Below are 24,194 nucleotides of genomic sequence, written 5' to 3'. Positions count from 1 at the left end.
CTCACTCCATCACATAGCCGTAGGAGCCGCTGAAATCTTGCTGTGCGACATCGGCAGCGGCAGTGCCGGCCCGCGGTGCACCGCTAACGCGACCCCCGAGAAACAACTCGCGCTCGGTTGGAATTGCCACCCGGTCAGTAGGTAACGCGAGCGCCTCCCCACGTGTCGGGGAAACCAGATGCGCCGTGACAATGATGACCAGTTCTGTTTGGTCACGCTGATAACTGCTGCTGCGGAACAAAGCCCCGAGGATCGGGATATCGCCTAACCACGGCACCTGGCCGACGTTGTCGCGAAAGTCATCCTGCAGAAGCCCTGCGATTGCGAAGCTCTCGCCGTCCCGCATCTCGACTGTCGTCGAAGCTTGACGACTGTTGATTTCGGGAACGTTCGTGCCGGGTTGGATTTCTCCGATCGACGAAACCTCGCTGGCGAGGTTAAGGTTTATGACCTCATCATGCACAACTGTCGGCGTGAAGGTGAGGTTGACACCAAATGGCTTGAACTCGACGGCCACGCCTTCGTCGGTCGAAACTGGTATCGGATATTCTCCACCTGCCAAGAATGATGCAGTTTGACCCGAAAGAGCTGTCAGGTTCGGCTCGGCGAGAGTACGGGCCAAGCCATTGGTCTCAAGAGCCTCAAGAAGGATACCGAACTCCGTGCTTCCTGAGCCGAACGTGACCCCGAAAACACCGTTTCTACCCTCTAGCGTCGGGTTAATCACAGTCGCTGGGAAGTTGGTTGCGGCACTACCGGAGCCAAACTGTGCGTCACCGCGTAGGGCCCCAAAACTTGTTGACAGATTCTGACGGACCGACCGCGACATCTCTGCGAAACGCACTTGAAGCAGCACTTGCTGCGATCCGCCAACCGACATCAGGTTCGACACGCGGCCAGGTGCATAACGTTCACCAAGTTCCATCGCCCGATCGACAGTTTGACCAGAACTGACGATGCCAGACAGAACGATCCCGTCATTGGCTGTCCGTACTTCGATCTCTTCGCCAGGTAGAATATCCTGAAGGCGTTCACGTAGTTCCGCCACATCCGGGACAACTTGCACTTCGACATTTGCAATCAGGCTACCATCGACACCCAAAAGGGTCATGGTTGTCCGCCCAGGTGCACGGCCCAAAACATAGATTGTACGTTCCGAGAGCGTGGCGATATCGGCGATCGCCGGGTTGGCCACTGAGAGCTCTGCAAAGATCGCATCGCTTTCAACGACCACCGCGCGGTTCATTGGAACGCGCAAGGAAGTTGACGTTGCGCCTTCCAAGACGCGCAAGGTCTGGGCTTGGGTAACGGGCGCTGCTACCAGCGCGAGGGCAAAGCCGAACAGGCTTGCCCGAAGAACGGTCATAAAGCTCATTGTGATCCTGCCTCTCTGATCACGTTATGGGCCGATTTTTCGTGCCCGATTGAGCGCACCATGCCCCAATTCCGCTTTCCGCGCAAGAATCAGGCATTTGCGGCCCGTTTTTTATGTGATCTGGAAACCACGCGGCCCAAGGTGTGGCGTAAAAAGAAACACGGCCCCCAAGATAGAGGGCCGCGTCTTGTGATTGTTTCGAAGGTGCTAGTTGGTGCAGGGCACCGGGGTCACGACCACTTCACCACCACGACGGTTACGAACGGTGCAAACCCGAGGGCCGGCTTCCTGCTCAACAGCGGCGATGCCCAAGAGCTGATCCTGGTTGATTTCTACCGTCTCGCTGATCGTTTCATCCCCGACGCCCACCAGCGCGAGTGTTAGGCGACCGGAAGACTGCGCATGAGCCAAGGCGGCGATCTCTTCTGGGGGTGCCTCAACTGTAATCGTCCGCGCGATGGTTGGGTTGTTCCGGTCTTCGTCGGCGATCTGGTCAATTGCGATAATTTGCACATTCGAGCGGATCAATCGGGTCACGTTCTCACCCCGGGCCGAACCGGTCCAATACACATCTACGCGGTCACCTGGCCGGAGAAAGCCTGAGACGCCCGACGCCACATCGACTGACAGCGCAAAGGCACGCATACCGGCCCCCAGCCGTGAGGCGACGCCGGCATCTTGGCCAGGCGCCGTCACCTTGGAAACCAAGATCGGCTCATCGCGCTCCATCACACGGAGAACGGTGCGCAGTTCTTCCGGACCTTCTGGAAACAACTCCTCAAGGCTGGTGAAAGCGCCGAACGGGACATGGGCCGCGGGCCATTGAATTGCGACCACATCTTCTGGGCGCAATGGTTGCCATAACGCAACTGCGTGTTGACGACATAAACATCGGTCGTCTGGATGATTGCGTTGTTTTGGTTGGCAAGCGCACGTTGATACTGCGCAAACCTGTCTTGCGCCACATAGACTGCGAATCCTGCCAAGGCGACGCCGACGATGAGGACAAGCCCGAAAATCACTCGCATGTCGTAGGTCCTTTTATGGGTGCGCGGCACGCATCAAGAATACGTGCCACGCGGTTTTCTAGAGTGATCATGCCTCCTGAATTGGGCAGAAACATGGTGGCAAGGCGGAGACTTTAGGCCCGGAGGGTTGCAGTATCTGTATGTGTGATTGTCAGCGCGGCTCGTGTGCCTCGCTCCAAGAGGCTAGGGCAGTTCGAACCCGTCATACCGATGGTCGGTTAGCAGCTGTGTCTGGATATCCTCGGAGAGTTGTTCCAATTGGCTGCCGACGGCATTTGTTACTGCTAGGCCAAGGGACACCAGCGCTGCAGCGAGTACCACCCAATCCACGGTCACGGCGGCAGTGTCATCCTCGATAAAGGATTTGATTTGTATATAGACACGCATGGGTTCGTCCCAGGTAGAAGGGTGGTCGGGCTTGACAGGGCCCGAAAGCAGACCTGGGCAGAGTCGGGGCGGAATGAGGCAGAAATGCGGCGAGGATGCGCAGCAGATACGCTTTTTCCACAGATTTCGGAAGTAATATTAGCCGTTTGTTGCCGTAATTGAAACAAAAATTGGCTGCGCCTGGCGTGGCGCAGCCAATTTTCTGCTTTGTTAGCGGTGCCTACCGCAGTGGCTAGGCTGTTAAGCGATTAGTCAGCAAGAATTGCGTCGCTGTCACCAACTACCGCATCACCAAAGAACGGGTCGTCGTTCGCATCCTGTGCGACGAGTTGGTCTTGAATTTCGCCGGTCAAGTCTTCGATACCACCCGACACAACGGCCATAACGGCCAAGCCCAGGCCCACAATCGCTGCGGTCAGAACAACCCAGTCGACGGTCACGGCGCGGATTCAGATGCGGCGAAGTTTTTGATCAGTGCAGTCATTATCTTAATCTCCAGTTTCAAGTCTTTGACAGTTTACCTGTTTGGTTCCTGCCCCCTCGGGACAGCGTTGTTTTCCCTCCGAATCGGGGCGCAAATTGGGCGAGGGCTGGATTTTTGTAAGAATTGTTCGCGGTTCTTTTGCGGTTTGTTGCGAGGGACATGTAAATTGCCCACCGTCTAGCGCTTTGTATTCATTCGATGTCGGTGGGGGTCGTGCTCTAACCAGACAAGGGGATTCCTATTGTCGGTTCTTTCAGGCAAGCTGAAAGAAAAGAACAACAGGCAAGTTTGACCTATGCAGGTGACCTCCTCCTTCCTGGCAATCGGGCTATCGCTGCTTGCGGCGCTGCCCATTCAAGCGCAATCCGCGGACCCGCCTCCTTTCCCCGAATTCACCTTTCGCCGTGTGGCGCCGCCAGCGGCAGGGCACACCGGGCCGCGGATCAATATCCAGATCGAGCCTCAGGTAACGCCTGCAGCCGCCCCGTCTTTGACGCCGGAGCCGGAGGCGCCCGCCGCGACAGGTTTGGATTGGTTCTGGTCCGAGATTTCCCCGGGCCTCGCGGAAGGGGCGGGGCGGTTCCAAGCCGCGCTGGATCATCTCTCCTTGGCGCCGGAGGCGACCACGCTTGGTGTCGCGCGGTTGGACCAACTGCGCGCGCTATCTGGGGCACATGGTGCGGATATCCTGCGCGCCACGGTTGGGACACCTGTTTCGCCCGCTTTGGTTCTGTCCGTGATGTCGGTCGAATCCGCCGGAGCGCGCGAAGCGATCAGCAGCGCAGGTGCTCAAGGGTTGATGCAGTTGATCCCAGCCACGGCCGAGCGGTTCGGCGTCGAGGATGCGTTCGATGTGGAGCAGAACATTGCTGGCGGTGTCGCCTATCTGGCCTGGCTGATGGAAGAGTTCGACCGCGACCCGGTTCTGGTCCTGGCGGCTTACAATGCCGGCGAGGGGGCGGTGAGAACGGCGGGCGGCGTGCCGGACTATGCCGAAACCCGGCGTTATGTGCCCAAGGTGCTTGCAACCTGGCTCGTCGCGCGCGCGCTTTGTCTTTCGCCGCCCGAGCTGATCTCGGATGGCTGTGTCTTTGAAGCGATGATCGACGGTTGATGCCTATTGAAAGACGTCTGCCCATTCTGGGTGACGTCGAGAAAGCGATTTCACAAAGGGGCAGAGCGGGACGATCTTCACGCCCTCGGCCCTTGCATCCGCCACCAATCGCTCAACCAGGGCCTTGCCCGCGCCGCTGCTGCGCATGACGTCCGGCACGCCGGTATGATCGGCGATGATCAGATGGTGCGAGGCGATGGAATAGGTCAGCTCCGCCTCGGCCCCGTCTTGCGCGAGAACATAGCGGCCCTTGGAGCCGCTGACCTCGCGCGTGATGTCAGACAATGGTCGCCTCTGTCGCGGCGCGCAGGTCCTCTTCGGTGACGCCATCGGCGGTCTCGACGATTTTCAAGCCGCCCTCGACCACATCCATCACGCCCAGGTTGGTGATGATCCGGTCGACCACCGATTTACCGGTCAGTGGCAGGGTGCATTCCTTGAGCACCTTGCTGTCGCCGTGTTTGTTGGTGTGATCCATCACCACGACCACGCGGCCGACACCGGCGACCAGATCCATCGCGCCGCCCATACCTTTGACCAGCTTGCCGGGTATCATCCAGTTGGCGAGGTCGCCATTCTCGGCCACTTCCATCGCACCCAGGATCGCCATGGCGATTTTGCCGCCTCGGATCATGCCGAAAGACTGCGCGCTATCGAAATAGGCCGTCTGCGGCAGTTCGGTGATCGTCTGCTTACCAGCGTTGATCAGGTCCGCATCCACCTCGTCTTCGGTCGGGAAGGGGCCCATGCCAAGCATCCCGTTTTCCGATTGCAGCGTCACCTCGATCCCCTCGGGGATGAAATTCGACACGAGGGTCGGAATGCCAATGCCCAGATTGACGTACCAGCCGTCTTCCAGCTCTTGCGCCGCGCGGGCGGCCATTTGATTGCGATCCCAAGGCATCAGGCAGCCCTCACAGTGCGTTGTTCGATACGTTTCTCATGCGCGCCTTGAATGAGGCGATGCACATAAATCCCTGGCAGATGGATCGCGTCGGGGTCCAAACTGCCGGTGGGCACAATCTCTTCAACCTCGACCACGCAGACTTTGCCGCACATCGCCGCAGGCGGGTTGAAGTTCCGCGCGGTCTTGCGGAAGATCAGATTACCGGTCTCATCGGCCTTCCAGGCTTTGACGATGGAGAGATCGGCGAAAATACCCTCTTCCATGATATAGGTCTCGCCGTTGAAGTCCTTGTGCTCTTTGCCTTCGGCAATCACCGTTCCGACGCCGGTCTTGGTATAGAAGCCCGGAATGCCGCAGCCGCCGGCGCGCATCCGCTCGGCCAATGTGCCCTGCGGATTGAATTCCAGCTCAAGCTCGCCTGACAGAAACTGCCGCATGAATTCGGCATTCTCGCCGACATAAGAGGAGAGCATCTTCTTGATCTGCTTGTCGGCCAGGAGGATGCCAAGGCCGAAATCGTCCACGCCACAATTGTTCGAGGCAACAGTCAAATCCTTGGTGCCCGCCTTGTTGATCGCGTCGATCAGAAGCTCGGGGATACCGCAGAGGCCGAAACCGCCCGCCGCAATGAACATCCCGTCAAACAAAAGCCCGTCCAGCGCTTCGGCGGCTGAGCCGTATACCTTTTTCATGAGCTGACGCTCCCCCTCTTGGCAAACTTGCCGCAAACTGGCCTGTGCCGTTGGGGAAGTCAACGCGGATGCCGCGCTGCGGCGCTTTGGTCTCAGGCGCGGATCGCGTCTCCCATCTCGCCGATGAGTGTGGAGCAAAACGCCTCGAAGCGCGGGCCCGGCTGTTGCGCGGTGATCCGGTCGGCCAACGGGTCGGGCGCTGTGATCGCGCTCCCCGAGAGCGCTTCAAGCACCGCATGGCCGCAGAACGGCACATGGGACGCCGCATATCCGCCCTCATGTACCAGCGTCAGACGCCCGGCGCAGAGATCAGCGGCAGTTTCCATCACCAACTCGGTCATCCGCCGGAAGGTATTTGACCCGGCCAGCATCCGGCTGAGCGGGTCAACGCCCGACGCATCAAACCCGCAGGCGACGACGATCGCATCCGGTTCGAAGGACCGAAGCTCTGGCAGGACCAACCGCTCCATGACCTCGACATAGGTGGCATGGCCCGCACCGGGCGGCAGTGGGATGTTGAGATTGTACCCGTCACCCCGATCTGACCCACGATCCTGAAAATCACCGGAATCCCGAGGGTAATTTCGTTCCTGATGGATCGAGATGGTCAGCACATCGTCGCGATCATAGAAAATCGCCTCGGTGCCATTGCCGTGATGCACATCCCAATCAAGGATCGCGACCCGCTCGACCATGCGGGCCGCGAAGGCAGCCTCGACCGCGATGGCGATATTCGCCAGGAGACAGAACCCATTTGGGAAATCTGGCAAGCAATGATGCCCGGGCGGGCGGGAGAGGGCATAAGCGTTTGTGACATCGCCTCGCAGAGTGGCAAAAAGCGCCGTCTGGGACAGCCCGGCCGAAAGGCAGGCGATCTCATATCCATCGGGGCCGAACGGCGTCCGCAGGCCAAGCTCGCCACCGCCTGCCGCGGCTGCTTCGCGAAAGCTGTCGAGATAGCTTTGCGGATGCACGCGGAGCAGGTCCTCTGTCGTGATGGGCGGTGCGCTGCCGCTGTCCAGGTCGGCAAGAAGGCCCGTAACATTCAGAAGGTTCTTTAAGCGCCGCTTTGTCTCGGGGTCTTCAGGCAGGCCACCAGTCGCCATAGGTTGCACCAAGCCGCCAACCGGGCTCATGAAGGCGTAGTTGCCGCCCGAATGCCAGAAACACCGCTCGTCCCAGAAAAACCCCGTCGCCATGATACCCTCCGCTTCTTAAGCGGACTATGGCAGCGGCGGCGTCTTGGGCGCAATGGGGTGGGCAAAGATATCCGGGCTTGCCGCATGAGGCGCAATCTGCTGGCATGGAGAGATGAGCGATCCATCCCATGATGCGCTTGCCGCCCGGTATCGCCCGCAGCTTGAGGCGGAACGGGCCGAGTTGATGGCGGCGTCGGACGAGACGAAAGACAACCGCAAGCCCGTCGAACTGGATCAACAATCCGTCGGGCGGCTGAGCCGGATGGACGCGTTGCAGGGGCAGGCGATGGCGAAAGGTCTAGAGGCGCGGCGTCACGGTCGGCTGAAAGCGATCGATGCGGCACTGGCCCGCATACGAGATGCGGAATTTGGCTGGTGCGAAGATTGCGGTGAGTTCATCGGCCAGGGTCGTCTGGATTTCGATCCTTGCGCCCCACGCTGCGTGAGTTGCGCGTCTTAGTCCGTTGCTTCACGACGCAGCCGATAAACGCCTTCTGGCAAGTCCAACGCTGCCGCGAGATCTTGCAGCTGTGCCATCGAAAGGGTGATTTTCTGCATCTGATCGGTGCGCGGATCGTGCTGCTCCACCGTCACACATTCGGAGAAGGCGGATATGGTGAGATCCTCGTTCAACGGAGCGTCACCCTCATCCACCAAGGTGATCACTGTGGCGTCGAATTCATGCTCAATCGTAAACATAAATTCAGCCTATGGAGGAAGTTCGGCATATGCAACGGCGCGTTTCGACATCTACGCCGCGCATAAAATCGGGCACATTGGCGTGAGGACTCTGGACCGGCAGGCTGCCCGTGTTACTGCTTGAAGGGTTCGGTTAATGGGTGACGGGATTGAGGAGGAGGGCGCAAATGCGGACCTATCTGTTGATTTTGGCCTTGATGGGGCTTGCGGCGTGTAACATCGCGCCCGCGCCGATCACGCCTTCGGCCCCTCCGGCCACAAGTGACACGCCGCGCTTGCCGCCTGCGGTTGCCGTCGCGAATTTCGAGGAGGTTGTGGCTCGGGTTGAACCCGTCGCTGAGTCTGTTTGTCGTCGCGAAACACCCCGGCAAAACTGCGACTTCGTGATTGCGGTGGAACGCGATCTGCGCGCCGGGGTGAATGCATTTCAAACGCTCGATAAAAATGGTCGCCCATTCCTCGTCTTTACGCTTGGGCTGATCGCCGAGGCGCGCAACATCGATGAGCTGGCCTTTGTCATGGGGCATGAAGCGGCGCATCACATCGAGCAGCATATTCCGCAACAACGTCAGTCCGCGCGCGAGGGGGCGTTCGTCCTTGGCACTTTGGCGCAGATGGGCGGCGCCAGTCAGTCCGGGATTAGGGAGGCTGTCGAGATTGGTGCCTTCGTTGGCGCGCGGCGGTTTTCGCAAGATCACGAGTTGGAGGCCGATCGACTCGGCACGATCATAGCAATCAGAGCCGGCTTCGACCCTGTGCGTGGGTCGGCATTTTTCGAACGTTTGCCCGATCCAGGCGATCAATTTTTGGGTTCGCATCCCCCCAATGCCGCGCGCCAGGCGATCGTGCGCAATACGGCCGCCCAATTCGGACGCCGCAATTGATCTGAGTCATGGTGCCGCCTCCCGCCTAATCTACCTTAGCGTTCAAGGAGCGCCTTGTTTCACAGGGCGCGGGAGCTTGGGAGGATTTGGGATATGCCCGGAAGTAAGACCCTGAAGGAACACGAGGCGCTGATGTCGCGGATGGCGCGCACCGTTGGCACCGATTTGGACGAGGCTGAACTCCGCGGCGATCTCCCTCCCGAAATGCGCAATGACATGCTGTTGCGCTGCACGGGATGCGCCTCACCTCAGGAATGTGAGCGGTTTCTCGACACGACCGAGATTGCCGAGGGCACACCCGAGTATTGTCGGAACGGTATGGTCTTGATGGCGCTGCGCACAAGCTGAGGCATCTCTTTATGACAACCTCGACCATTCATCCGCTTGGTCCCGCAAATCGGCATTATTGGCAGGCGCTCGGCATGGCCAAAACCACCGGGGCCGATCTGCCGCAAGCGATGGCGGCGGGATGGATCGACCAGTCGGACTGGGCCGATATGGTCCAACGCTGCCGCAGATGCCAATGGGCTGATGGCTGCGCCTCCTGGTTGGCAGCGCAGGGTGAGGCCTTGGCCGAGGTGCCGCGCGCCTGCCCCAATGCGACTGTCTTTGATCGGATTCGAGCGGCGTGTTAAGGCGCGATGGCTCTACTCACCGTCATCTTAGATGACAAAATCCGGCAAATCGGACAATCTGTAGTCATTGACCTCATTTCTTGACTGCAAGGATTTTCCCGATGATGGCACGTTTCTTCCCTGTGAAATTTATTCTAACCACGGCTCTCGCATTTGTAGTTCTGACCATGAGCACCCTGGCCAGCCTCGCGGATATCACCGGCGCCTACTACGCCTATGGCCGGAATGCTGACGGAAGCGCCTATGATGGGACGGTCGTGATTGGCCAAAATGCTGATGGCAGTTTCGCGGTGAACTGGACTGTGGGCACCACCTATTCCGGCACCGGCGTGCTCGCAGGCCAGGTCCTGACCGTCGAATGGGGGGCTCCCGACCCGGCGGTCTACGTGGTGATGCCCGATGGCGATCTACACGGCACATGGGCCGATGGCACAGGATTAGAACTGCTCAGCCGGACGCCTCGGTGACGCCCAAATCCCGGGCGTCCAGTCCAGCCCCCGCCATCGAATGGGTGGAGCGAATGCATCATCATGATGTTATTGACGTTGTCACTGGGGCATTTGATGCGGTCGTAGAGCCTGCGCAGCTAGCCGGAGTTGGCGGTGTAGGGAACGGTTTCGATCCTGGGCATCGGGCCTCCCGTGTTGCTGGGAGATAGTACCGCATCACTTCTATTTCTGGTTAATGTCCACTCTTGAGCTCAAAAGTAGGTATGCTGCATGCCGCGCGAACGTCCGCTATTTGGCTTCAGCAGCCAATCGTTTGGCCAGCACCAAGCTCAGCGCGAACGCCGTGAGCAGAAAGACTGCACCGGCACTCCAGGCCACGGGCGTCGAGTAGATTTCGGCGAGGGCTCCTGCCATGACCAGTCCTATCGCACCGCCAAGTTGCTGGATCAGGGATCGGAGCGACAGCATGGTGGACCTCTGACGATCCTCCACACAGCGATGCAAGATGCTGCTCGCTGGTGTCTCGCTTGCTCCGAGAAGGATGGAATACAGCACAAAGACGCCAACAAATCCGGCGATGCCACCCTGCATCGCCAGGGTGACCTGAACGACCGCGAGGCATGCAAAGATTGCCGCAAGCGTGACAGCGTGGCGACGTTTGAATATCCGGCTGATATAGGGTGACAGCGACGCACCGAAGGCGATGGCGAAAAAGTAGCCCGCCGTCAGGACACCGATGACGGTGTTGGCATAATCCTCGTCCAGCATAGGCTTGGCGTATGTTGGCCAGATCGCTTCGACCGGGTTTGTTGCCATCAGGAACAGCGCCAAAGCCGCCAGCAGCATGGATAGGGTCGGATGCTTTAGGGCCAGAAGACTGGCCTCAGCAATCACCGACGGGACGCTGGCGAAGCCTTGTCTGAGCGCCTTGCGGTTCAGCGGGCGCGGGTCTTCAGCGATGGCGACCATGGTGTAGACGAGCACACCGACCATCACGACGAAGCTCGCGGCGTAGGACACATCATAGATGCTGATCCCATGCCGGAGGCCTATCGCGCCGAACATGTCTGGCAAGAGACCTCCGAACACGGCGCCGACTGCGAGGCCCATCGCATTGGCCCATTGCGCCTTCGCGAGAGCGGGTTGGACATCCACATTTGGCGCAGCGGCCTTGAAGGTTTCAACAAACCAAGCGTCAAGCGTGCCGGACCGCAGGGCGCGCCCAAAGCCAATGAAGGCGAACGAAAGAGCCAGGACTGCGAAGTCACTTGATGACAGAAAAAGCGCCAGTGAAACCAAACTGGCCAAGACCGCCGCGAGGAACACCGGCTTGCGACCTATGCTGTCGGCCAGCCCGCCGAACGGCAATTCCATCGCCATCGTTGTGAGCGAGTAGACACCGAAGAGCAGCGAAATCTGGAACAGGTCCATGCCGCGATCGGTCAGTGCGAGCGCGACCACGGCCACCGTGAGACCCATGGCAAAACGGTCAAGAAACTGATGTATCTGAAACACCCGAATGTGCCGACGCGCCCTGTCGGTCAGTGTTTTGAAAGAGAAATCAGTTTCCGTCGCCATAGCGGCAGCATCTGCCTTTGCGCATCCTTGCGCAATGACTCATCCAGAAGACGAGGAGATGCTTATGGAACCAGACATTGGCGCAGCCGAAGCGAAAGTCGGGAAGGTGTCCGCAGAGCGGCCCGTCAAACCAACCGACCCCAGAGATCGTATTCCGACGCCTCATCCACCTCGACAGAAACGATCTGCCCTGGTGCCAGCGTCTCAAAACCCTGATCAATAAAGAGGTTCCCGTCGATCTCGGGTGCATCCGCTTTCGTTCGGCACGTCGCCCCCTCTGCATCAACACTATCGACGATCACATCAATCCGCTGACCTACTTTGGCTTCTAGCTTCGCCGCCGAGATGGCCTGGGCCTTCTCCATGAACCGGTGGAAGCGTTCTGCTTTCACCTCATCGGGCACGTGATCAGGCAAGGCGTTTGACCGCGCGCCCTCGACATTTTCGTATTGGAAGCAGCCGACGCGGTCGAGCTGCGCCTCGTCCATCCAGTCGAGCAGGGTCTGAAACTCCGCTTCGGTCTCGCCGGGGTAGCCAACGATGAAAGTGCTTCTGAGCGTGATCTCCGGGCAAATCTCCCGCCACGCCGCGATCTCATCCAAGGTGCGCGCGGCGGCAGCAGGGCGCGCCATGCGGCGGAGGACATCCGGGTGCGCGTGTTGGAATGGGATGTCGAGATAGGGCAAAAGCCCGTTCTCTGGATCCGCCATCAGCGGGATCAACTCGCGTACATGGGGGTAGGGGTAGACGTAATGCAGCCGCACCCAAGCCCCAAGCCGCCCCAACTCTCGCGACAGATCGGTGATATGAGACCGGACCTCACCGTCTTTCCATGGGTTCACATCATAGCGCCGGTCGAGACCATAGGCGGAGGTGTCCTGGCTGATCACCAGAAGCTCTTTCACACCCGCTTCAACCAGTTTCTCCGCCTCGCGGAGTACGGCATGAGCCGGTCGCGAGGCGAGTTTCCCACGCATGTCGGGGATGATGCAGAATTTGCATTTGTGGTTACAGCCTTCGGAGATCTTCAGATAGCTGTAATGGCGTGGCGTCAAGCTCACGCCAGTCGCGGGCAGCAGATCAACAAATGGATCGGGCGCTGGCGGCACGGCCTTGTGCACGGCATCCAGCACCTGCTCATATTGATGCGGGCCCGTGACGGCGAGCACTTTCGGATGCGCGCCCGTGATATACTCCGGCTCAGCTCCCAGGCAGCCGGTCACAATCACCCGCCCGTTTTCCTCCAGCGCCTCGCCAATCGCGTCCAGGCTTTCCGCCTTGGCGCTATCGAGAAAGCCGCAGGTGTTCACGATGACCGCTTCGGCACCCGTGTAGTCGGGCGAGATCGCGTAGCCCTCGGCGCGGAGCCGGGTCAGGATACGCTCGCTATCGACCAGCGCTTTCGGACAGCCGAGCGAGACCATGCCGATGGTGGGTTGACCCGGGCGCGCGGCCTCGGGGAGCCGGGCCGCAGGGGCCAGATCGGGGCGAAGATTGGGAGGGTTGAGGGCCATGGGCCGCCTATAGCCGTTGGCGCGGGCCAACGAAAGGGTATCCGCATGTTTGGACTTGCCTGATGTGTGATTTCCGCCAGAGATAACGGGATGGCTCAGGAGTTTGACCCCGATGTGCTTCTGCACGCGCCACTGATGGCCAATCTGGCAACGGTTTGCGCCGATGGCCCGCGCAACGCGCCGATGTCGTTCCTGTGGGAGGTGGGCGTGCTCTGGCTCTTGGGCGATGCCGGGTCAAGCTCGGTGCGCCGGATCGCCGATGATCCAAGGGTCGCGGTGGAGATTGTGCAGTTCGATCTACAAGAAGGCGTTCTGTTGCATGTGGGTCTACGGGGATCGGCCGAGATCACACCGATGGACCCGGCGCTGTTCCGGCGGCTTTTGGCGAAGTATCTCGGCTCTGTTCCGACGGCCTGGAACCCTTGGTTCGTCGACAGCGTGGCCAAGATCGAAGACCCCAATGGTCGGTTGATCCGGTTGCTGCCTGAGAGCATCTTCACCAATAATGTCTCTTATTTCAAAACCGGTCCGGAGCTTGCCTGGCCATGAGTATCTCTGATCAGAAAGCCGCCTTGCGCAAAGCCGCCTATGCAGCGCGGAAAGCGGCGTTTGACCAAGGGCATGGGCTTGCGGCGACGGCGGCGCTTTTGGCGGAAATCGGACCCGTGCGAGGCCGGATCATCTCCGGCTATATGCCAATCCGAACCGAGCTTGACCCGGTCCCGGCGATGACGGCCTTGGCTGGCGAGAACCGAATTTGCGTGCCAGTGATTGAGGCCGCAGGCCAGCCGTTGAGATTTCGGGAGTGGGCGCCCGGGGCACCTATGGTCGTCGGGCCTTTCGGGGCCAAGGTGCCTGCATCAGGCGCCTGGTTGGAGCCGGATATCCTCATCGTGCCCCTGGTTGGGTTCGACAAAGACGCAAATCGCCTGGGCTATGGCGGTGGGTTTTACGATCGGACATTGGCCAAGCTGCGGCGGGGTCGGGGGACGGTGCGTGCCATTGGTTTTGCGTTCTCGGCACAAGAGCTCCCGGCGCTGGTGAAGGAGCCGACAGATCAGGTGCTGGACGTTATCGTGACCGACGCGGGGACGGTGCGCCCGCCGACCGCCCCCTTGCCGTAACGAGCTTGAACGCATAAGCCGAACCCTATGAAATGTTTGTTCCTAGGTGATGTAATGGGCCGCGCCGGTCGGGCTGCGGTCACAAGCCAACTGCCGAAACTGCGCGAAGACTGGCGGCTCGATTTTGTCGTCGTCAATGGCGAGAACGCGACCTCGGGTGCCGGGCTCTCGGCGGGCCACGCAAGAACGCTCCTCGAGGCCGGGATCGATTGCATGACGCTTGGCGATCATGCCTTTGATCAACGCGATATGTTGCAATTCATTGAAAGCGAGCCGCGTATCCTGCGGCCGGTGAATTTCTCGAAGGCCGCGCCAGGCAAAGGTGCCCGGCTTTTCGAGGCGCGGGGCGGGCGGAAGGTGCTGGTTACGCAGGTCTTGGGCCAGGTCTTCATGAAACGCCCCTTCGATGACCCATTCTCGGCTCTGCAAACCACGCTGACGGCCTACCCCTTGGGCGGTCAGGCGCAGGCGGTGATCGTGGATATTCATGCCGAGGCCACCTCCGAGAAAATGGCCGTTGGGCATTATTGCGACGGGCGCGCCAGCTTGGTGGTGGGCACCCATACCCACGTGCCGACCGGCGATGCGCAAATCCTGCCCGGCGGCACGGGCTATATGACCGACGCCGGGATGTGCGGCGACTATCACTCGGTAATCGGTATGGAAAAGGCTGAGCCGCTCAGGCGCTTCCTGACCGGTATGCCAAAGGAACGCTTCACCCCGGCGACGGGCGAGGCCACGCTTTCGGGCGTCTATGTCGAAACCGATGATCGCACGGGCAAAGCCACCCGGATTGAGCCCATCCGCGTCGGCGGCCGATTGCAAGAGAGCACTCCGTGAGACGCGACTGGGTCGGGCTATGGGCGCTGTTGCTCGTGCTCGGCGCCGCTTGGGGGATAACCCAACCGCTCTCGAAAATCGCGGTCTCAGAAGGGTATCGCCATTTCGGTATCATCTTCTGGCAATTCGTGATCGGAGCCATCCTTCTCGGGGCCATAACCTGGGTCCGGGGCCGCCGCTTGCCGTGGGAGGGGCGGCATCTGGCGCTGTATGTGATCATCGCCCTGATCGGGACGTTGCTGCCCAATTCCGCCAGTTACACGGCGGCGATCCATTTGCCCGCAGGTATCTTGTCTATTGTGATCTCTCTGGTACCAATGTTGGCCTTTCCGATTGCCTTGGCATGGGGGCTCGACCGTTTTTCCTGGCTTCGGTTCTTCGGATTGATGTTGGGGTTGATCGCCATCGTCCTCATCGCCGCGCCGGAGACCAGCTTGCCCGACCGCGCGATGGTCTTGTGGCTGCCAGTCGCCCTGATCGCCCCCGCCTTTTATGCCATTGAGGGCAATTTCGTCTCGCGCTACGGCACCGAAGGGCTGGGCCCGGTGCAGGTCTTGCTCGGGGCGTCTCTGGTCGGGATCGTGATGTCCGCGCCGCTTGCTTTGATGACCGGACAGTGGATTTCACCCCTGCCGCCCTACGGCCTGCCTGACCTGGCGATCCTGGCTTCCGGTGTGTTCCACGCGACGGCCTATGCCGGATATGTCTGGATGGTTGGGCGCGCCGGGCCGGTTTTCGCGGCCCAAGTCAGCTATCTGGTCACCGGCTGCGGCATCCTTTGGGCCAAGCTTTTATTGGCCGAAACCTACTCGCCTTGGGTCTGGGCGGCGCTGGTGGTGATGTTCTTTGGTCTGTTTTTCGTGCAGCCCCGACCGAAAGAGGTGCTGGACGGGGCCGCGCCCCTGGGGAATGATGCCCGCTGAGGCGGGGTTGCAAAGGCACATATGATTGATCTGACTCTCTCGGCCGAGGCCCAAGCCATCGCGACCCTCGCGGTGGTCGGCCTGATGTTTGTGATGTTCATTCGCGAGCGTTATCCAACCGAGGTTGTGGCGCTGGCGGGCGTCTCCTTGCTGCTCGTTACCGGGCTTTTGCCGTATCAAGACGCGCTTGCCGTGCTGTCAAACCCGGCTCCATGGACCATCGCGGCGATGTTCATCACCATGGGCGCCTTGGTGCGCACCGGCGCGTTGGAGCGTTTCACCGCGATGGCGGAGGCCAATGCAGAGACAAAACCCCTCCTGGCGCTTGGGGCTTTGATGGCCTTTGTCGTCGTCGGATCGGCCTTCGTATCGAACACGCCCGTCGTGGTGGTGATGATCCCGTCTTCGTGCAAATCGCGCGCACGCTTGGCCGGCCTGCCTCCAAACTGCTGATCCCGCTCAGCTATGGCGCAATAATGGGCGGCACGTTGACCCTGATCGGGACCTCGACGAACTTGCTGGTCGACGGTGTGGCGCGGTCGCAGGGCTTGGAACCGTTTACGATTTTTGAGGTCACGCCGATCGGTCTCGTGGTGGTCGGCTGGGGTATGCTCTATCTCTGGCTTGTCGCGCCGCGCTTGCTGCCCGACCGCGGCTCGATGGCTGATATGCTCTCCAATCGCGGTCGAATGAAGTTTTTCACCGAGGTGGCCCTGCCCGAAGACAGCGCGCTCATTGGCCAAAACGTGAATGAAGTGGATCTGTTCCGCCGTGATGGCGTGCGTTTGATCGATGTGCTGCGCGGCGATGCCTCGCTTCGGCGTGATATGGCGGGCGTCGTGTTGCAGGCCGGGGATCGCGTGGTGCTGCGCACGGAGATGTCTGAGGTTCTAGGGCTGCAAGCCAATAAGCAGCTCCGCACGGTCGATCAGTTGAGCTCGGTCGCGACCCAGACCGTTGAGGTGCTTATCACGCCCGGCTGCCGGATGATTGGCCGCTCGCTTGGCGCGCTCCGCCTGCGCCGTCGCTATGGTGTCTATCCGCTGGCCGTGCATCGGCGGAGCCAGAATATCGGGCGGCAGCTTGATGATCTGGTGGTCCGTGTTGGCGACACTCTGCTCTTGGAAGGCGACCCGGCGGATATTCAGCGCCTCGCTGCCGATATGGACCTGGTCGATGTCACCAAACCCTCGGCGCGCGCCTATCGGCGGAGCCATGCGCCAATTGCGATCGGGGCAATGGCAGGCGTCGTGATCTTGGCGGCGTTCAATGTGGCGCCGATCTTCCTTCTGGCGATTGTCGCCGTGGCTGTCGTGCTCCTGACGCGCTGCATCGATGCCGACGAGGCGTTTTCCTTCGTCGATGGGCGCCTGCTGGCGCTGATCTTCTCGATGCTGGCCATCGGCGCGGCGCTGCAAGCAACCGGCGCAGTGGCCCTGGTCGTCGGCAATCTTGCGCCTTGGCTCGCCGATCTGCCGCCCTTTCTCCTGGTCTGGGCGATCTATCTGATCACCTCCATTTTGACCGAACTGGTTTCCAATAACGCCGTGGCGGTGGTGATCACGCCGGTTGCCATCGGCCTGGCCCAAGCCATCGGCGTCGACCCGCGCCCGCTGGTCATCGCCGTGATGATCGCGGCCTCGGCCAGTTTCGCGACGCCTATTGGCTATCAGACCAATATGCTGGTCTACGGCCCCGGCGGCTATAAATTCACCGATTTCATGAAGGTCGGAATTCCGCTCACGCTCAGCCTCGGCCTTGTGGTTAGCGCGGTTATCCCGCTCATATGGCCCTTATAACCCCTCGCGAAGGATAGCTTCCCATGCGCCTCTTGCTCCTGATCTCCGCAGTCGCCCTTGGCCTCTCGGCCTGCGCCACCACCCCGCCGCGCCCGCTCTCGGTCAGCTTGACCGACACCACCCTCGCCGTGCCGATGTCAAACGGCACCACCTGCACCGGCGCGGCACCCGAAGGGGCGACAACCGGCTGGGCCGGCACACTGCAAAACTGCCCAACACCTTATGCCTATACAGTTGAGATCGATCCGGGCACCAATCCGGTCCGCTTCATTCTGGAAGAAATCTTCACCGCACTTGGCGGCCCCGACGTGATCGCACCCCTGGCCACGGTCACCATCACCGATGAGACCGGCAGAACCCGGACTTTCGCCTCGCCACCACCACTGCCAGAGGATTGACCCGATCAGCCCTGATCGGATGTCTCAGAGCGGCCAGAACACCAAGATCGACGGGATCGACACCGCGATAATGATGATCTCGAGCGGCAATCCCATCCGCCAGTAATCGCCGAACCCATAGCCGCCGGGTCCCAGGATCAGCGTGTTGTTCTTATGTCCAATCGGGGTCAGAAATGCCGCCGAGGCTGCAATGGCCACGGCCATCAGAAATGGGTCGGCGGAGACGCCAAGCGTATTGGCCATCTGAATGCCGACCGGGGCGGCGACAATGGTCGTGGCGGTGTTGTTCAAGATGTCGCTCAGCGTCATCGTCACCACCATCAGCACAGTCAAAATGGCCCAAGCGGGCAAGCCTTGGGTGAGCGACACCAGGGCGCCTGCGATCAACTCGGTCCCACCGGAGTTCTCAAGCGCCGCGCCAAGCGGGATCATCGAGCCCAAGAGCACCACCACCGGCCATTCGATATGATCGTAGATGTCGGCAATCGGCAGAATCCGGGTCAGCACATAGCCCACCACCACAATGCCAAGCGCAATCGGCAGATAGACCAGCCCGAGCGATGCTGCCAAGACCGCTCCGCCAAACAGCCCGATGGCAAGCCAGGTCTTACCGTCCTGCGTAACGTTCAAACCGCGGTCGGCCAGCGCCAGGCCGCCCAGCCAATCCACCACATCATCGACACTGTCAGATGGGATCAACAACAGCAGAATATCGCCCGGCTCAATCTCGGTCTTGCGCAGGCGTTTGGTGATATGTTTGCCTTTCCGGGCAATGCCCATCAGGACCGTGCGTTTGCGCCACGCAAGGCCAATGGCTTCGGCCGTCCGCCCGGCAATCCGCGCCCCTTCCGGCACGACCATCTCAACCAAGTGGACCCCGTCGCCAAGCGCATTCGCCGCGGGGTTATCGGCCGGGGCCAACGGCAGGGAAAAGGCCGTGCGGAACTCGTCAAGCGCTTCGGGGGCGGCTTCCAGAACCAGGATATCGCCGGCTTTCAAAAGCAGGTTCCGCCCGGTGCCAAACCGCCGTTTGCCGTCGCGCAGCAACCCCAAAATCGCCACATCGGCCTTTTCCGCTGGCTCCACGAGCTCCCGAATGCGGGTGCCGATCAGTTTGCTGTCCTCCGGGATCGCCAGTTCCGCGATATAGGGGGCCAGCTCGGCCATCCGATCGCCGCCGACGCCGCTATCCCGCGTTGGGATCAATCGCCAGCCGATCAGCGCGACAAAGGCCAGCCCGGCAATCGCCGCTATCCCGCCCACGGGGGCAAAATCGAACATGCGAAACGGCTCGCCCAGTGCGTCCTCGCGGATCGTGGCGATGATGATATTGGGCGGTGTCCCGATCAGCGTCACCATGCCGCCAAGGATCGTAGCAAAGCTAAGCGGCATCAGCGAAACGGCGGGCGACCGGCCCGCTTTCCGCGCCGTGGCGATGTCGACCGGCATCAGAAGCGCCAGCGCGGCGACATTGTTCATGAAGGCCGAAAGTACGCCGCCGACCCCGCCCATAATCGCGATATGGGCGCCAAGCGAGCGGGAGGCATCGACCAGCGTTCGAGTGATTAAAAAGACCGCGCCAGAGCGCACCAGCCCGGCAGAAACCACCAACACCAGCGCCACGACCAGTGTTGCGGGATGGCCAAAGCCGGAAAACGCGGCATCCGAGGGCACGACGCCCAGCAAAACCCCGACCATCAAGGCGGAAAACGCCACCAAATCGTAGCGAAACCGCCCCCAAAGGAGCAGCGCGAACACCGCGCCGAAGAGCGCGAAGAGGATAATCTGATCAGCCGTCATGGCCGCAGTTACCCACGCAATCGGTCGCGGGTCTAGAGAAACTCGGGCGTGCGGCCTGAAACGGCGTTGGCGACGGCCAGCGCTTCGGCCAGATCGATCGAGCGGTCGAAGAGGGCCCGCCCGATAATCGCCCCTGAGACATGCGGCACATATTTCAGCCGCGAGATGTCATCGAGGCTGCGCGATAGCCCGCGCGCGATCACCGGCGCGCGCGCCATATCGGCCAGCCGCGTGACCAGCGCGAGCGACCCGTCGCTATCTTCCACATCCGCATCTATATCGGTCACGATCACAGCGGCCAGCGGATCGGTCTCATAGGCGGCCAGAAACGCCTCGGGTGTGATCGCGGAGCTTTTGCGCCAGCCTTCGGTCATCAACTGACCCTGGAACACGTCAAGCGCGATAACGATCTGATCTGGAAAGCGTTTTGCCGCCTCCTTGACGATATCCGAATTGGTCGCCGCAAGCGTCCCGACCACGACCCGACCGGCCCCCATATCGATCCAGTTGGCAATGGAATCGAGCGACCGGAAACCGCCGCCGATCTGCACCGGGATACCCGCGCTGCGGATGATCTCCTGCACCAGATCCTGATTGCCGCCTTCGCCAGCGACCCAGTCGAAATCGGTCACATGCAACCATTCTGCGCCCGCCTCGGCAAAACTCTGCGCTTTGGCAACCGGGTCCACATGCCAGATCTGCGGCTCGTCCAGGCGACCGCGATAGAGGCTCACACAATGGCCGTTTTGCAGTTCAATCGTGGGGTAGATGATCATGGCAGTCTCCTCCCGGCTCAGGACAGCTTAGCAGGTTTTGCGCCGGATTTGGGTCTCGAAAACGGCATGTTTCTCGATGAGTCCGGCGTTGCGCGAAATCCGGGCCCAGGGGATTGCCGAGCCTGCTTGGCCTGCCGTATAGACGGGGCTGCCGAAGATTTTGCGCGGGAGACGATGATGGCAGGCCATTCAAAATGGGCGAATATTCAGCACCGGAAGGGGCGGCAGGACGCGGCGCGCTCCAAGCTGTTCTCGAAACTTGCCAAGGAAATCACCGTCGCCGCCAAGATGGGCGACCCGGATCCAGAGAAAAACCCACGCCTCCGCCTTGCCGTGAAAGAGGCCAAGGGGCAGTCGGTGCCGAAGGATGTGATCGACCGCGCGATCAAGAAATCCCAGGGCGGCGATGCCGAGAACTACGATGAAATCCGCTATGAGGGCTATGGTCCGAATGGCGTTGCGGTGATTGTCGAGGCGATGACCGATAACCGCAACCGGACTGCCTCAACCGTGCGGTCAACCTTCGGAAAACATGGCGGAAATCTGGGCGAGACCGGGTCGGTCGCCTTCATGTTCGACCGTAAAGGGCAGGTGAGCTACCCGGCGGATGTAGGCGATGCGGATACGGTGATGATGGCCGCGATCGAAGCTGGCGCCGAGGATGTGGAAAGCTCCGAGGATGGGCACGTGATCTGGTGCGCGGACACGGATTTGAACGAGGTTTCGACCGCGTTGGAAGCGGAACTGGGCGAAAGTGAGTCGACCAAGCTGGTTTGGCGCCCGACGACCACAACGGAGCTTGACTTGGACGGCGCGCAGAAGCTCATGAAGTTGATCGAAGCACTGGAAGATGACGACGACATCCAGACCGTGACCGCGAATTTCGACATCTCCGACGAGGTGATGGCGCAGCTTTGAGCCGCAGAAATAGATTACGAAGATTCCGAAATTTAGCGTTTCTTGTAACCTATTTCGCCGGGATCAGATGCGCAGCTGCCGCTTTGCGGATCGCGCGGGTCAGTGGGCGGAGCGGTTCGGCCATCTGCCGAGGCACCTGCCAACTGAGCGGCGTATCGAAGACCTGATTGGGCGCAAGCGCCACGAGCGAGCCCTCGGCCAGCGGTTGCTCCACCATCATTTCAGGGTTCAGCCCCCAGCCGATGCCGAGCTTTGCGGCATCGACAAATCCATGGCTTGAGGCCAGGAAATGGGTCGGAAGCGCGATCTTCGAGCCGGTGATCTGTTCCGCCCATCTCTGCTGCAAACGGTCTTTGGAGTTGAAGGTCAGGGCCGGAGCTTTGGCCAGCGCCTCGGCGGTCACGCCATCGGCAAACCACGTGGCGGCAAAATCGGGGGCGCAGGTGGCGATATAGCGGAGGGACCCGAGCGGGAAGGCATCGCAACCGGGCACCACGGACTCTCCCGCCGTCACCGCCGCCGAGACCTCGCCCCGCTTCAGCCAATCGGCGGAGTGGTCCTGATCATCAATCTCCAAGTGGTAGAGAAAGCCGGGCACGGCGGCCAAGGCTGGCATGGCCCAACTGGCCAAACTGTCGGCATTCACCGCGATCCGAAGCGGCGTTGCCGGATCGGGCAAAAGACCTTTGAGATCGGCGGCGAGCGTTTTTTCCAGCAAGCCAACCTCTTCGGCATGGCGCAAGAGCCGCGCGCCCGCCCTGGTTGCACTTGCAGGCCGGGTCCGGCGGATCAGCACTGTGCCGAGCCGCTCTTCCAGCGCCTTCACCCGCTGCGAAACGGCGGATTGGGTGATGTTCAACTCGGCCGCTGCACCCTCGAACGAGCCGGAGCGCAGGACCGCGGAAAGCGCCATCAGGGCGTGGGTATCGATCATTGGTAATTCTAATGTGGCTTCAGAAAACGTAACTGGTCTTATGATAGCCTATGGCCTAACCGGGGCGGGTTGCCAAGAGCGAGAGCGCGATATGACCACTGCCTTCCTGCCCGGCTTTGCCCTCGGGTTCAGCCTGATCCTCGCCATCGGGGCGCAAAACGCCTTTGTGCTCCGGCAAGGTATCCGGCGGGCGCATGTCTTCGCGGTCTGCCTGACCTGCGCCGTCTCCGACGCGCTTCTGATTGCCCTGGGCGTGAGTTCCTTTTCGGTTGTGGCCGAGGCCTTGCCCTGGCTGACCCCGGCTTTTCGGTATGGCGGGGCAGCGTTCCTGATTGTCTATGGCGCCAAGGCCTTTTGGGCGGCTTGGAAGGGTGCCGACGCACTTGCTGTGGGGCGCGATGGGGTCGGCAGTTTGCGCGCGACGATCCTGACGGTTCTGGCGCTGACCTGGCTGAACCCGCATGTGTATTTGGACACAGTGGTCTTATTGGGCTCGATCTCCACCCAATATGGCGAGAACGCGGTTTGGTTTGGGGCCGGCGCGGTGACATCCAGCTTCGTATTTTTCTTCTCCCTCGGCTATGGCGCGCAGCTTTTGGCGCCGCTTTTCGCGCGGCCCCGCGCTTGGCAGATTCTGGACGTCTTTGTTGGCCTGGTGATGTGGGCGATTGCGTATAAGCTGATCTTTCTGATCTGACCGGCTTGCAGCCGCCCGGGCGATAGGGTTCTTTGGCGGTCATGGCCGATGCCGCTCAAACCCTTGAAAAGCCGACGACCCGCCCCCTGATGGGGGTGTTTTGGATGTTGGTCACAGGGGCTTGTTTTGTGGCCGTCACCGCGATTGTGAAGGTCGTAGGCTCCGATGTGCCGCCCGCGCAATCCGCCTTTCTGCGTTATGTTTTGGGGCTGGTGTTTCTGATCCCGATGATCCGGCCGATCCTGCGGGCGCAGTTGAGCCGCCGGGCGATCGGCCTTTTTGGCTTGCGCGGTGTTGCCCATACCGGGGGGGTGATTTGCTGGTTCTATGCGATGACGCAGATCCCGATCGCCGAGGTCACGGCGATGAATTATCTGAGCCCGGTTTATGTCAGCATTCTCGCGGTCTTCTTTCTGGGTGAGCGGATGGCGGTGCGACGGATCTTGGCGATTGTTGTGGCTCTGGTCGGCGCCTTAATCATCTTGCGGCCCGGGTTTCGAGAACTTAGCCCCGGGCATTTTGCGATGCTGATCACGGCGGCGAGTTTTGCCGTTGGGTATCTGGTGGCGAAAATCATGGCCGATGAGGTCGATGCGGCGGTGGTGGTGGGCATGCTCTCGATCACGGTCACGATTTGCCTGGCGCCGTTTGCCTGGGCGGTCTGGGTGCCGGTCACGTGGGAGCAGTTGGGGTGGCTCTTCCTGGTCGCGGTGTTTGCGACGGCGGGGCACTATACGATGACGCTGGCCTTTGCGGCGGCGCCTTTGACGGTCACGCAGCCGGTCACGTTCTTGCAGTTGGTTTGGGCCACGGCTTTGGGCGCCTTGGTCTTTGCCGAGCCGGTGGATATTTGGGTGATCGCGGGGGGCGGATTGATCATCGCGGCGATCAGTTTCATGACCTGGCGCGAGGCGGTCTTGCGGCGGCGCAATGTCACCCCGGCTGTGTCGCAGACCAAAGGTTAACATTCTGTTTCTTTTAGAAGATTATGCGCTCTCTGAGCGCTAGGAGGCGGTCTTTGCCATGCTCAGAAATGAGGC

28 protein-coding genes and 1 pseudogene are annotated in these 24,194 nt (G+C 60.7%); 15 read left to right on the top strand and 14 right to left on the bottom strand.

The window, feature by feature from the left end:
- Position 1: 1 nt before the first annotated feature.
- The 4 genes from QTA57_RS01235 to QTA57_RS01220 all read right to left on the bottom strand — a co-directional run bounded on the left by QTA57_RS01235 (position 2) and on the right by QTA57_RS01220 (position 3,230).
- Positions 2-1,375: a type II and III secretion system protein family protein gene (locus QTA57_RS01235; RefSeq protein WP_290153227.1), complete on the bottom strand. Its 1,374-nt coding sequence runs from the start codon at positions 1,373-1,375 to the stop codon at positions 2-4.
- 207 nt (positions 1,376-1,582) lie between these two features.
- Positions 1,583-2,353 (bottom strand): Flp pilus assembly protein CpaB, encoded by a 771-nt coding sequence (cpaB, locus tag QTA57_RS01230; protein WP_330696812.1) that lies wholly within the window; start codon positions 2,351-2,353, stop codon positions 1,583-1,585.
- Between the two features lie 233 nt (positions 2,354-2,586).
- Entirely contained in the window at positions 2,587-2,790 is a 204-nt protein-coding gene (locus tag QTA57_RS01225; RefSeq protein ID WP_290153226.1) for a hypothetical protein, read from the bottom strand.
- Positions 2,791-3,038: 248 nt separating this feature from the next.
- A complete protein-coding gene (locus QTA57_RS01220; RefSeq protein ID WP_407933489.1) occupies positions 3,039-3,230 on the bottom strand; it encodes a hypothetical protein in 192 nt (63 codons plus the stop codon).
- 339 nt (positions 3,231-3,569) lie between these two features.
- Here QTA57_RS01220 and QTA57_RS01215 point away from each other — a divergent pair, with 339 nt between their 5' ends.
- Positions 3,570-4,388, top strand: coding sequence for a lytic transglycosylase domain-containing protein (locus QTA57_RS01215; protein ID WP_290153225.1), 819 nt, complete (start codon positions 3,570-3,572; stop codon positions 4,386-4,388).
- Between the two features lie 3 nt (positions 4,389-4,391).
- Here the strand turns inward: QTA57_RS01215 and QTA57_RS01210 are convergent, their stop codons facing one another.
- The 4 genes from QTA57_RS01210 to QTA57_RS01195 all read right to left on the bottom strand — a co-directional run bounded on the left by QTA57_RS01210 (position 4,392) and on the right by QTA57_RS01195 (position 7,186).
- Positions 4,392-4,673, bottom strand: a complete 282-nt coding sequence (locus QTA57_RS01210; RefSeq protein ID WP_290153224.1) for a GNAT family N-acetyltransferase — start codon at positions 4,671-4,673, stop codon at positions 4,392-4,394.
- Positions 4,666-5,292, bottom strand: coding sequence for a 3-oxoacid CoA-transferase subunit B (locus tag QTA57_RS01205; RefSeq protein WP_145211653.1), 627 nt, complete (start codon positions 5,290-5,292; stop codon positions 4,666-4,668). The genes QTA57_RS01210 and QTA57_RS01205 overlap by 8 nt, the downstream gene beginning before the upstream one ends.
- Positions 5,292-5,987 carry a CoA transferase subunit A gene (locus QTA57_RS01200; RefSeq protein ID WP_145211650.1) on the bottom strand — a complete coding sequence of 232 codons (696 nt, stop codon included), beginning with the start codon at positions 5,985-5,987 and terminating at the stop codon, positions 5,292-5,294. Before QTA57_RS01200 ends, QTA57_RS01205 begins: the two co-directional genes overlap by 1 nt.
- Before the next feature lie 92 nt (positions 5,988-6,079).
- The gene (locus tag QTA57_RS01195) at positions 6,080-7,186 is read right to left on the bottom strand and encodes a class II histone deacetylase (protein ID WP_290153223.1); all 1,107 of its coding nucleotides are present in this window, start codon (positions 7,184-7,186) and stop codon (positions 6,080-6,082) included.
- A 112-nt stretch (positions 7,187-7,298) separates the two neighbouring features.
- Here QTA57_RS01195 and QTA57_RS01190 point away from each other — a divergent pair, with 112 nt between their 5' ends.
- The gene (locus QTA57_RS01190) at positions 7,299-7,646 is read left to right on the top strand and encodes a TraR/DksA family transcriptional regulator (protein WP_290153222.1); all 348 of its coding nucleotides are present in this window, start codon (positions 7,299-7,301) and stop codon (positions 7,644-7,646) included.
- On the opposite strand, the gene QTA57_RS01185 is transcribed toward QTA57_RS01190, so the two are convergent.
- Positions 7,643-7,885, bottom strand: a complete 243-nt coding sequence (locus tag QTA57_RS01185) for a hypothetical protein (protein WP_145211641.1) — start codon at positions 7,883-7,885, stop codon at positions 7,643-7,645. The two genes, QTA57_RS01190 and QTA57_RS01185, sit on opposite strands and share 4 nt — an antisense overlap.
- A 167-nt stretch (positions 7,886-8,052) precedes the next feature.
- Between QTA57_RS01185 and QTA57_RS01180 the strand changes: the two genes are divergently transcribed.
- The 4 genes from QTA57_RS01180 to lfb1 all read left to right on the top strand — a co-directional run bounded on the left by QTA57_RS01180 (position 8,053) and on the right by lfb1 (position 9,871).
- On the top strand, positions 8,053-8,769 hold the full coding sequence (locus tag QTA57_RS01180) for a M48 family metallopeptidase (protein ID WP_290153221.1): 717 nt from the start codon (positions 8,053-8,055) through the stop codon (positions 8,767-8,769).
- A 93-nt stretch (positions 8,770-8,862) separates the two neighbouring features.
- A complete protein-coding gene (locus QTA57_RS01175) occupies positions 8,863-9,117 on the top strand; it encodes a DUF6455 family protein (protein ID WP_145211635.1) in 255 nt (84 codons plus the stop codon).
- Positions 9,118-9,128: 11 nt separating this feature from the next.
- The gene (locus tag QTA57_RS01170; RefSeq protein ID WP_290153220.1) at positions 9,129-9,404 is read left to right on the top strand and encodes a DUF6455 family protein; all 276 of its coding nucleotides are present in this window, start codon (positions 9,129-9,131) and stop codon (positions 9,402-9,404) included.
- 167 nt (positions 9,405-9,571) lie between these two features.
- Positions 9,572-9,871 (top strand): LIC10280 family protein, encoded by a 300-nt coding sequence (gene lfb1, locus QTA57_RS01165; protein WP_290153219.1) that lies wholly within the window; start codon positions 9,572-9,574, stop codon positions 9,869-9,871.
- A gap of 270 nt (positions 9,872-10,141) precedes the next feature.
- Here lfb1 and QTA57_RS01160 read toward each other — a convergent pair whose 3' ends face one another.
- Positions 10,142-11,431, bottom strand: a complete 1,290-nt coding sequence (locus QTA57_RS01160; RefSeq protein WP_290153218.1) for an MFS transporter — start codon at positions 11,429-11,431, stop codon at positions 10,142-10,144.
- 125 nt (positions 11,432-11,556) lie between these two features.
- Positions 11,557-12,945 (bottom strand): 30S ribosomal protein S12 methylthiotransferase RimO, encoded by a 1,389-nt coding sequence (gene rimO, locus QTA57_RS01155; protein ID WP_290153217.1) that lies wholly within the window; start codon positions 12,943-12,945, stop codon positions 11,557-11,559.
- A gap of 90 nt (positions 12,946-13,035) precedes the next feature.
- Here rimO and QTA57_RS01150 point away from each other — a divergent pair, with 90 nt between their 5' ends.
- The 6 genes and pseudogenes from QTA57_RS01150 to QTA57_RS01125 all read left to right on the top strand — a co-directional run bounded on the left by QTA57_RS01150 (position 13,036) and on the right by QTA57_RS01125 (position 18,029).
- Entirely contained in the window at positions 13,036-13,494 is a 459-nt protein-coding gene (locus QTA57_RS01150) for a pyridoxamine 5'-phosphate oxidase family protein (protein ID WP_290153216.1), read from the top strand.
- Positions 13,491-14,069 (top strand): 5-formyltetrahydrofolate cyclo-ligase, encoded by a 579-nt coding sequence (locus QTA57_RS01145; protein WP_290153215.1) that lies wholly within the window; start codon positions 13,491-13,493, stop codon positions 14,067-14,069. The genes QTA57_RS01150 and QTA57_RS01145 overlap by 4 nt, the downstream gene beginning before the upstream one ends.
- Before the next feature lie 27 nt (positions 14,070-14,096).
- Positions 14,097-14,909 (top strand): TIGR00282 family metallophosphoesterase, encoded by an 813-nt coding sequence (locus tag QTA57_RS01140; protein ID WP_171557691.1) that lies wholly within the window; start codon positions 14,097-14,099, stop codon positions 14,907-14,909.
- Positions 14,906-15,832: a DMT family transporter gene (locus QTA57_RS01135; protein ID WP_290153214.1), complete on the top strand. Its 927-nt coding sequence runs from the start codon at positions 14,906-14,908 to the stop codon at positions 15,830-15,832. Before QTA57_RS01140 ends, QTA57_RS01135 begins: the two co-directional genes overlap by 4 nt.
- A gap of 84 nt (positions 15,833-15,916) precedes the next feature.
- Positions 15,917-17,631: pseudogene (locus tag QTA57_RS01130) on the top strand (SLC13 family permease).
- A gap of 23 nt (positions 17,632-17,654) precedes the next feature.
- Entirely contained in the window at positions 17,655-18,029 is a 375-nt protein-coding gene (locus tag QTA57_RS01125) for a hypothetical protein (RefSeq protein WP_290153213.1), read from the top strand.
- A gap of 24 nt (positions 18,030-18,053) precedes the next feature.
- Here QTA57_RS01125 and QTA57_RS01120 read toward each other — a convergent pair whose 3' ends face one another.
- Both QTA57_RS01120 and QTA57_RS01115 read right to left on the bottom strand, forming a co-directional pair.
- Entirely contained in the window at positions 18,054-19,829 is a 1,776-nt protein-coding gene (locus QTA57_RS01120) for an SLC13 family permease (protein WP_290153212.1), read from the bottom strand.
- Positions 19,830-19,861: 32 nt separating this feature from the next.
- Positions 19,862-20,605, bottom strand: a complete 744-nt coding sequence (locus QTA57_RS01115) for a 1-(5-phosphoribosyl)-5-[(5-phosphoribosylamino)methylideneamino]imidazole-4-carboxamide isomerase (protein WP_290153211.1) — start codon at positions 20,603-20,605, stop codon at positions 19,862-19,864.
- A 177-nt stretch (positions 20,606-20,782) separates the two neighbouring features.
- Between QTA57_RS01115 and QTA57_RS01110 the strand changes: the two genes are divergently transcribed.
- Positions 20,783-21,523 carry a YebC/PmpR family DNA-binding transcriptional regulator gene (locus QTA57_RS01110; RefSeq protein ID WP_145211599.1) on the top strand — a complete coding sequence of 247 codons (741 nt, stop codon included), beginning with the start codon at positions 20,783-20,785 and terminating at the stop codon, positions 21,521-21,523.
- A gap of 49 nt (positions 21,524-21,572) precedes the next feature.
- On the opposite strand, the gene QTA57_RS01105 is transcribed toward QTA57_RS01110, so the two are convergent.
- Entirely contained in the window at positions 21,573-22,457 is an 885-nt protein-coding gene (locus QTA57_RS01105; protein WP_290153210.1) for a LysR family transcriptional regulator ArgP, read from the bottom strand.
- Positions 22,458-22,548: 91 nt separating this feature from the next.
- On the opposite strand from QTA57_RS01105, the gene QTA57_RS01100 reads away from it, so the two are divergent.
- The gene (locus tag QTA57_RS01100) at positions 22,549-23,154 is read left to right on the top strand and encodes a LysE/ArgO family amino acid transporter (RefSeq protein WP_290153209.1); all 606 of its coding nucleotides are present in this window, start codon (positions 22,549-22,551) and stop codon (positions 23,152-23,154) included.
- 41 nt (positions 23,155-23,195) lie between these two features.
- Positions 23,196-24,119, top strand: coding sequence for a DMT family transporter (locus QTA57_RS01095; protein ID WP_253261145.1), 924 nt, complete (start codon positions 23,196-23,198; stop codon positions 24,117-24,119).
- Positions 24,120-24,194 lie beyond the last annotated feature (75 nt).

Source organism: Fontisubflavum oceani (assembly GCF_030407165.1).
Taxonomy (GTDB): Bacteria; Pseudomonadota; Alphaproteobacteria; order Rhodobacterales; family Rhodobacteraceae; genus Rhodophyticola; species Rhodophyticola oceani.
Note: the sequence above shows the minus strand (reverse complement) of the source record. Positions and strands in the feature narration are given on the sequence as shown.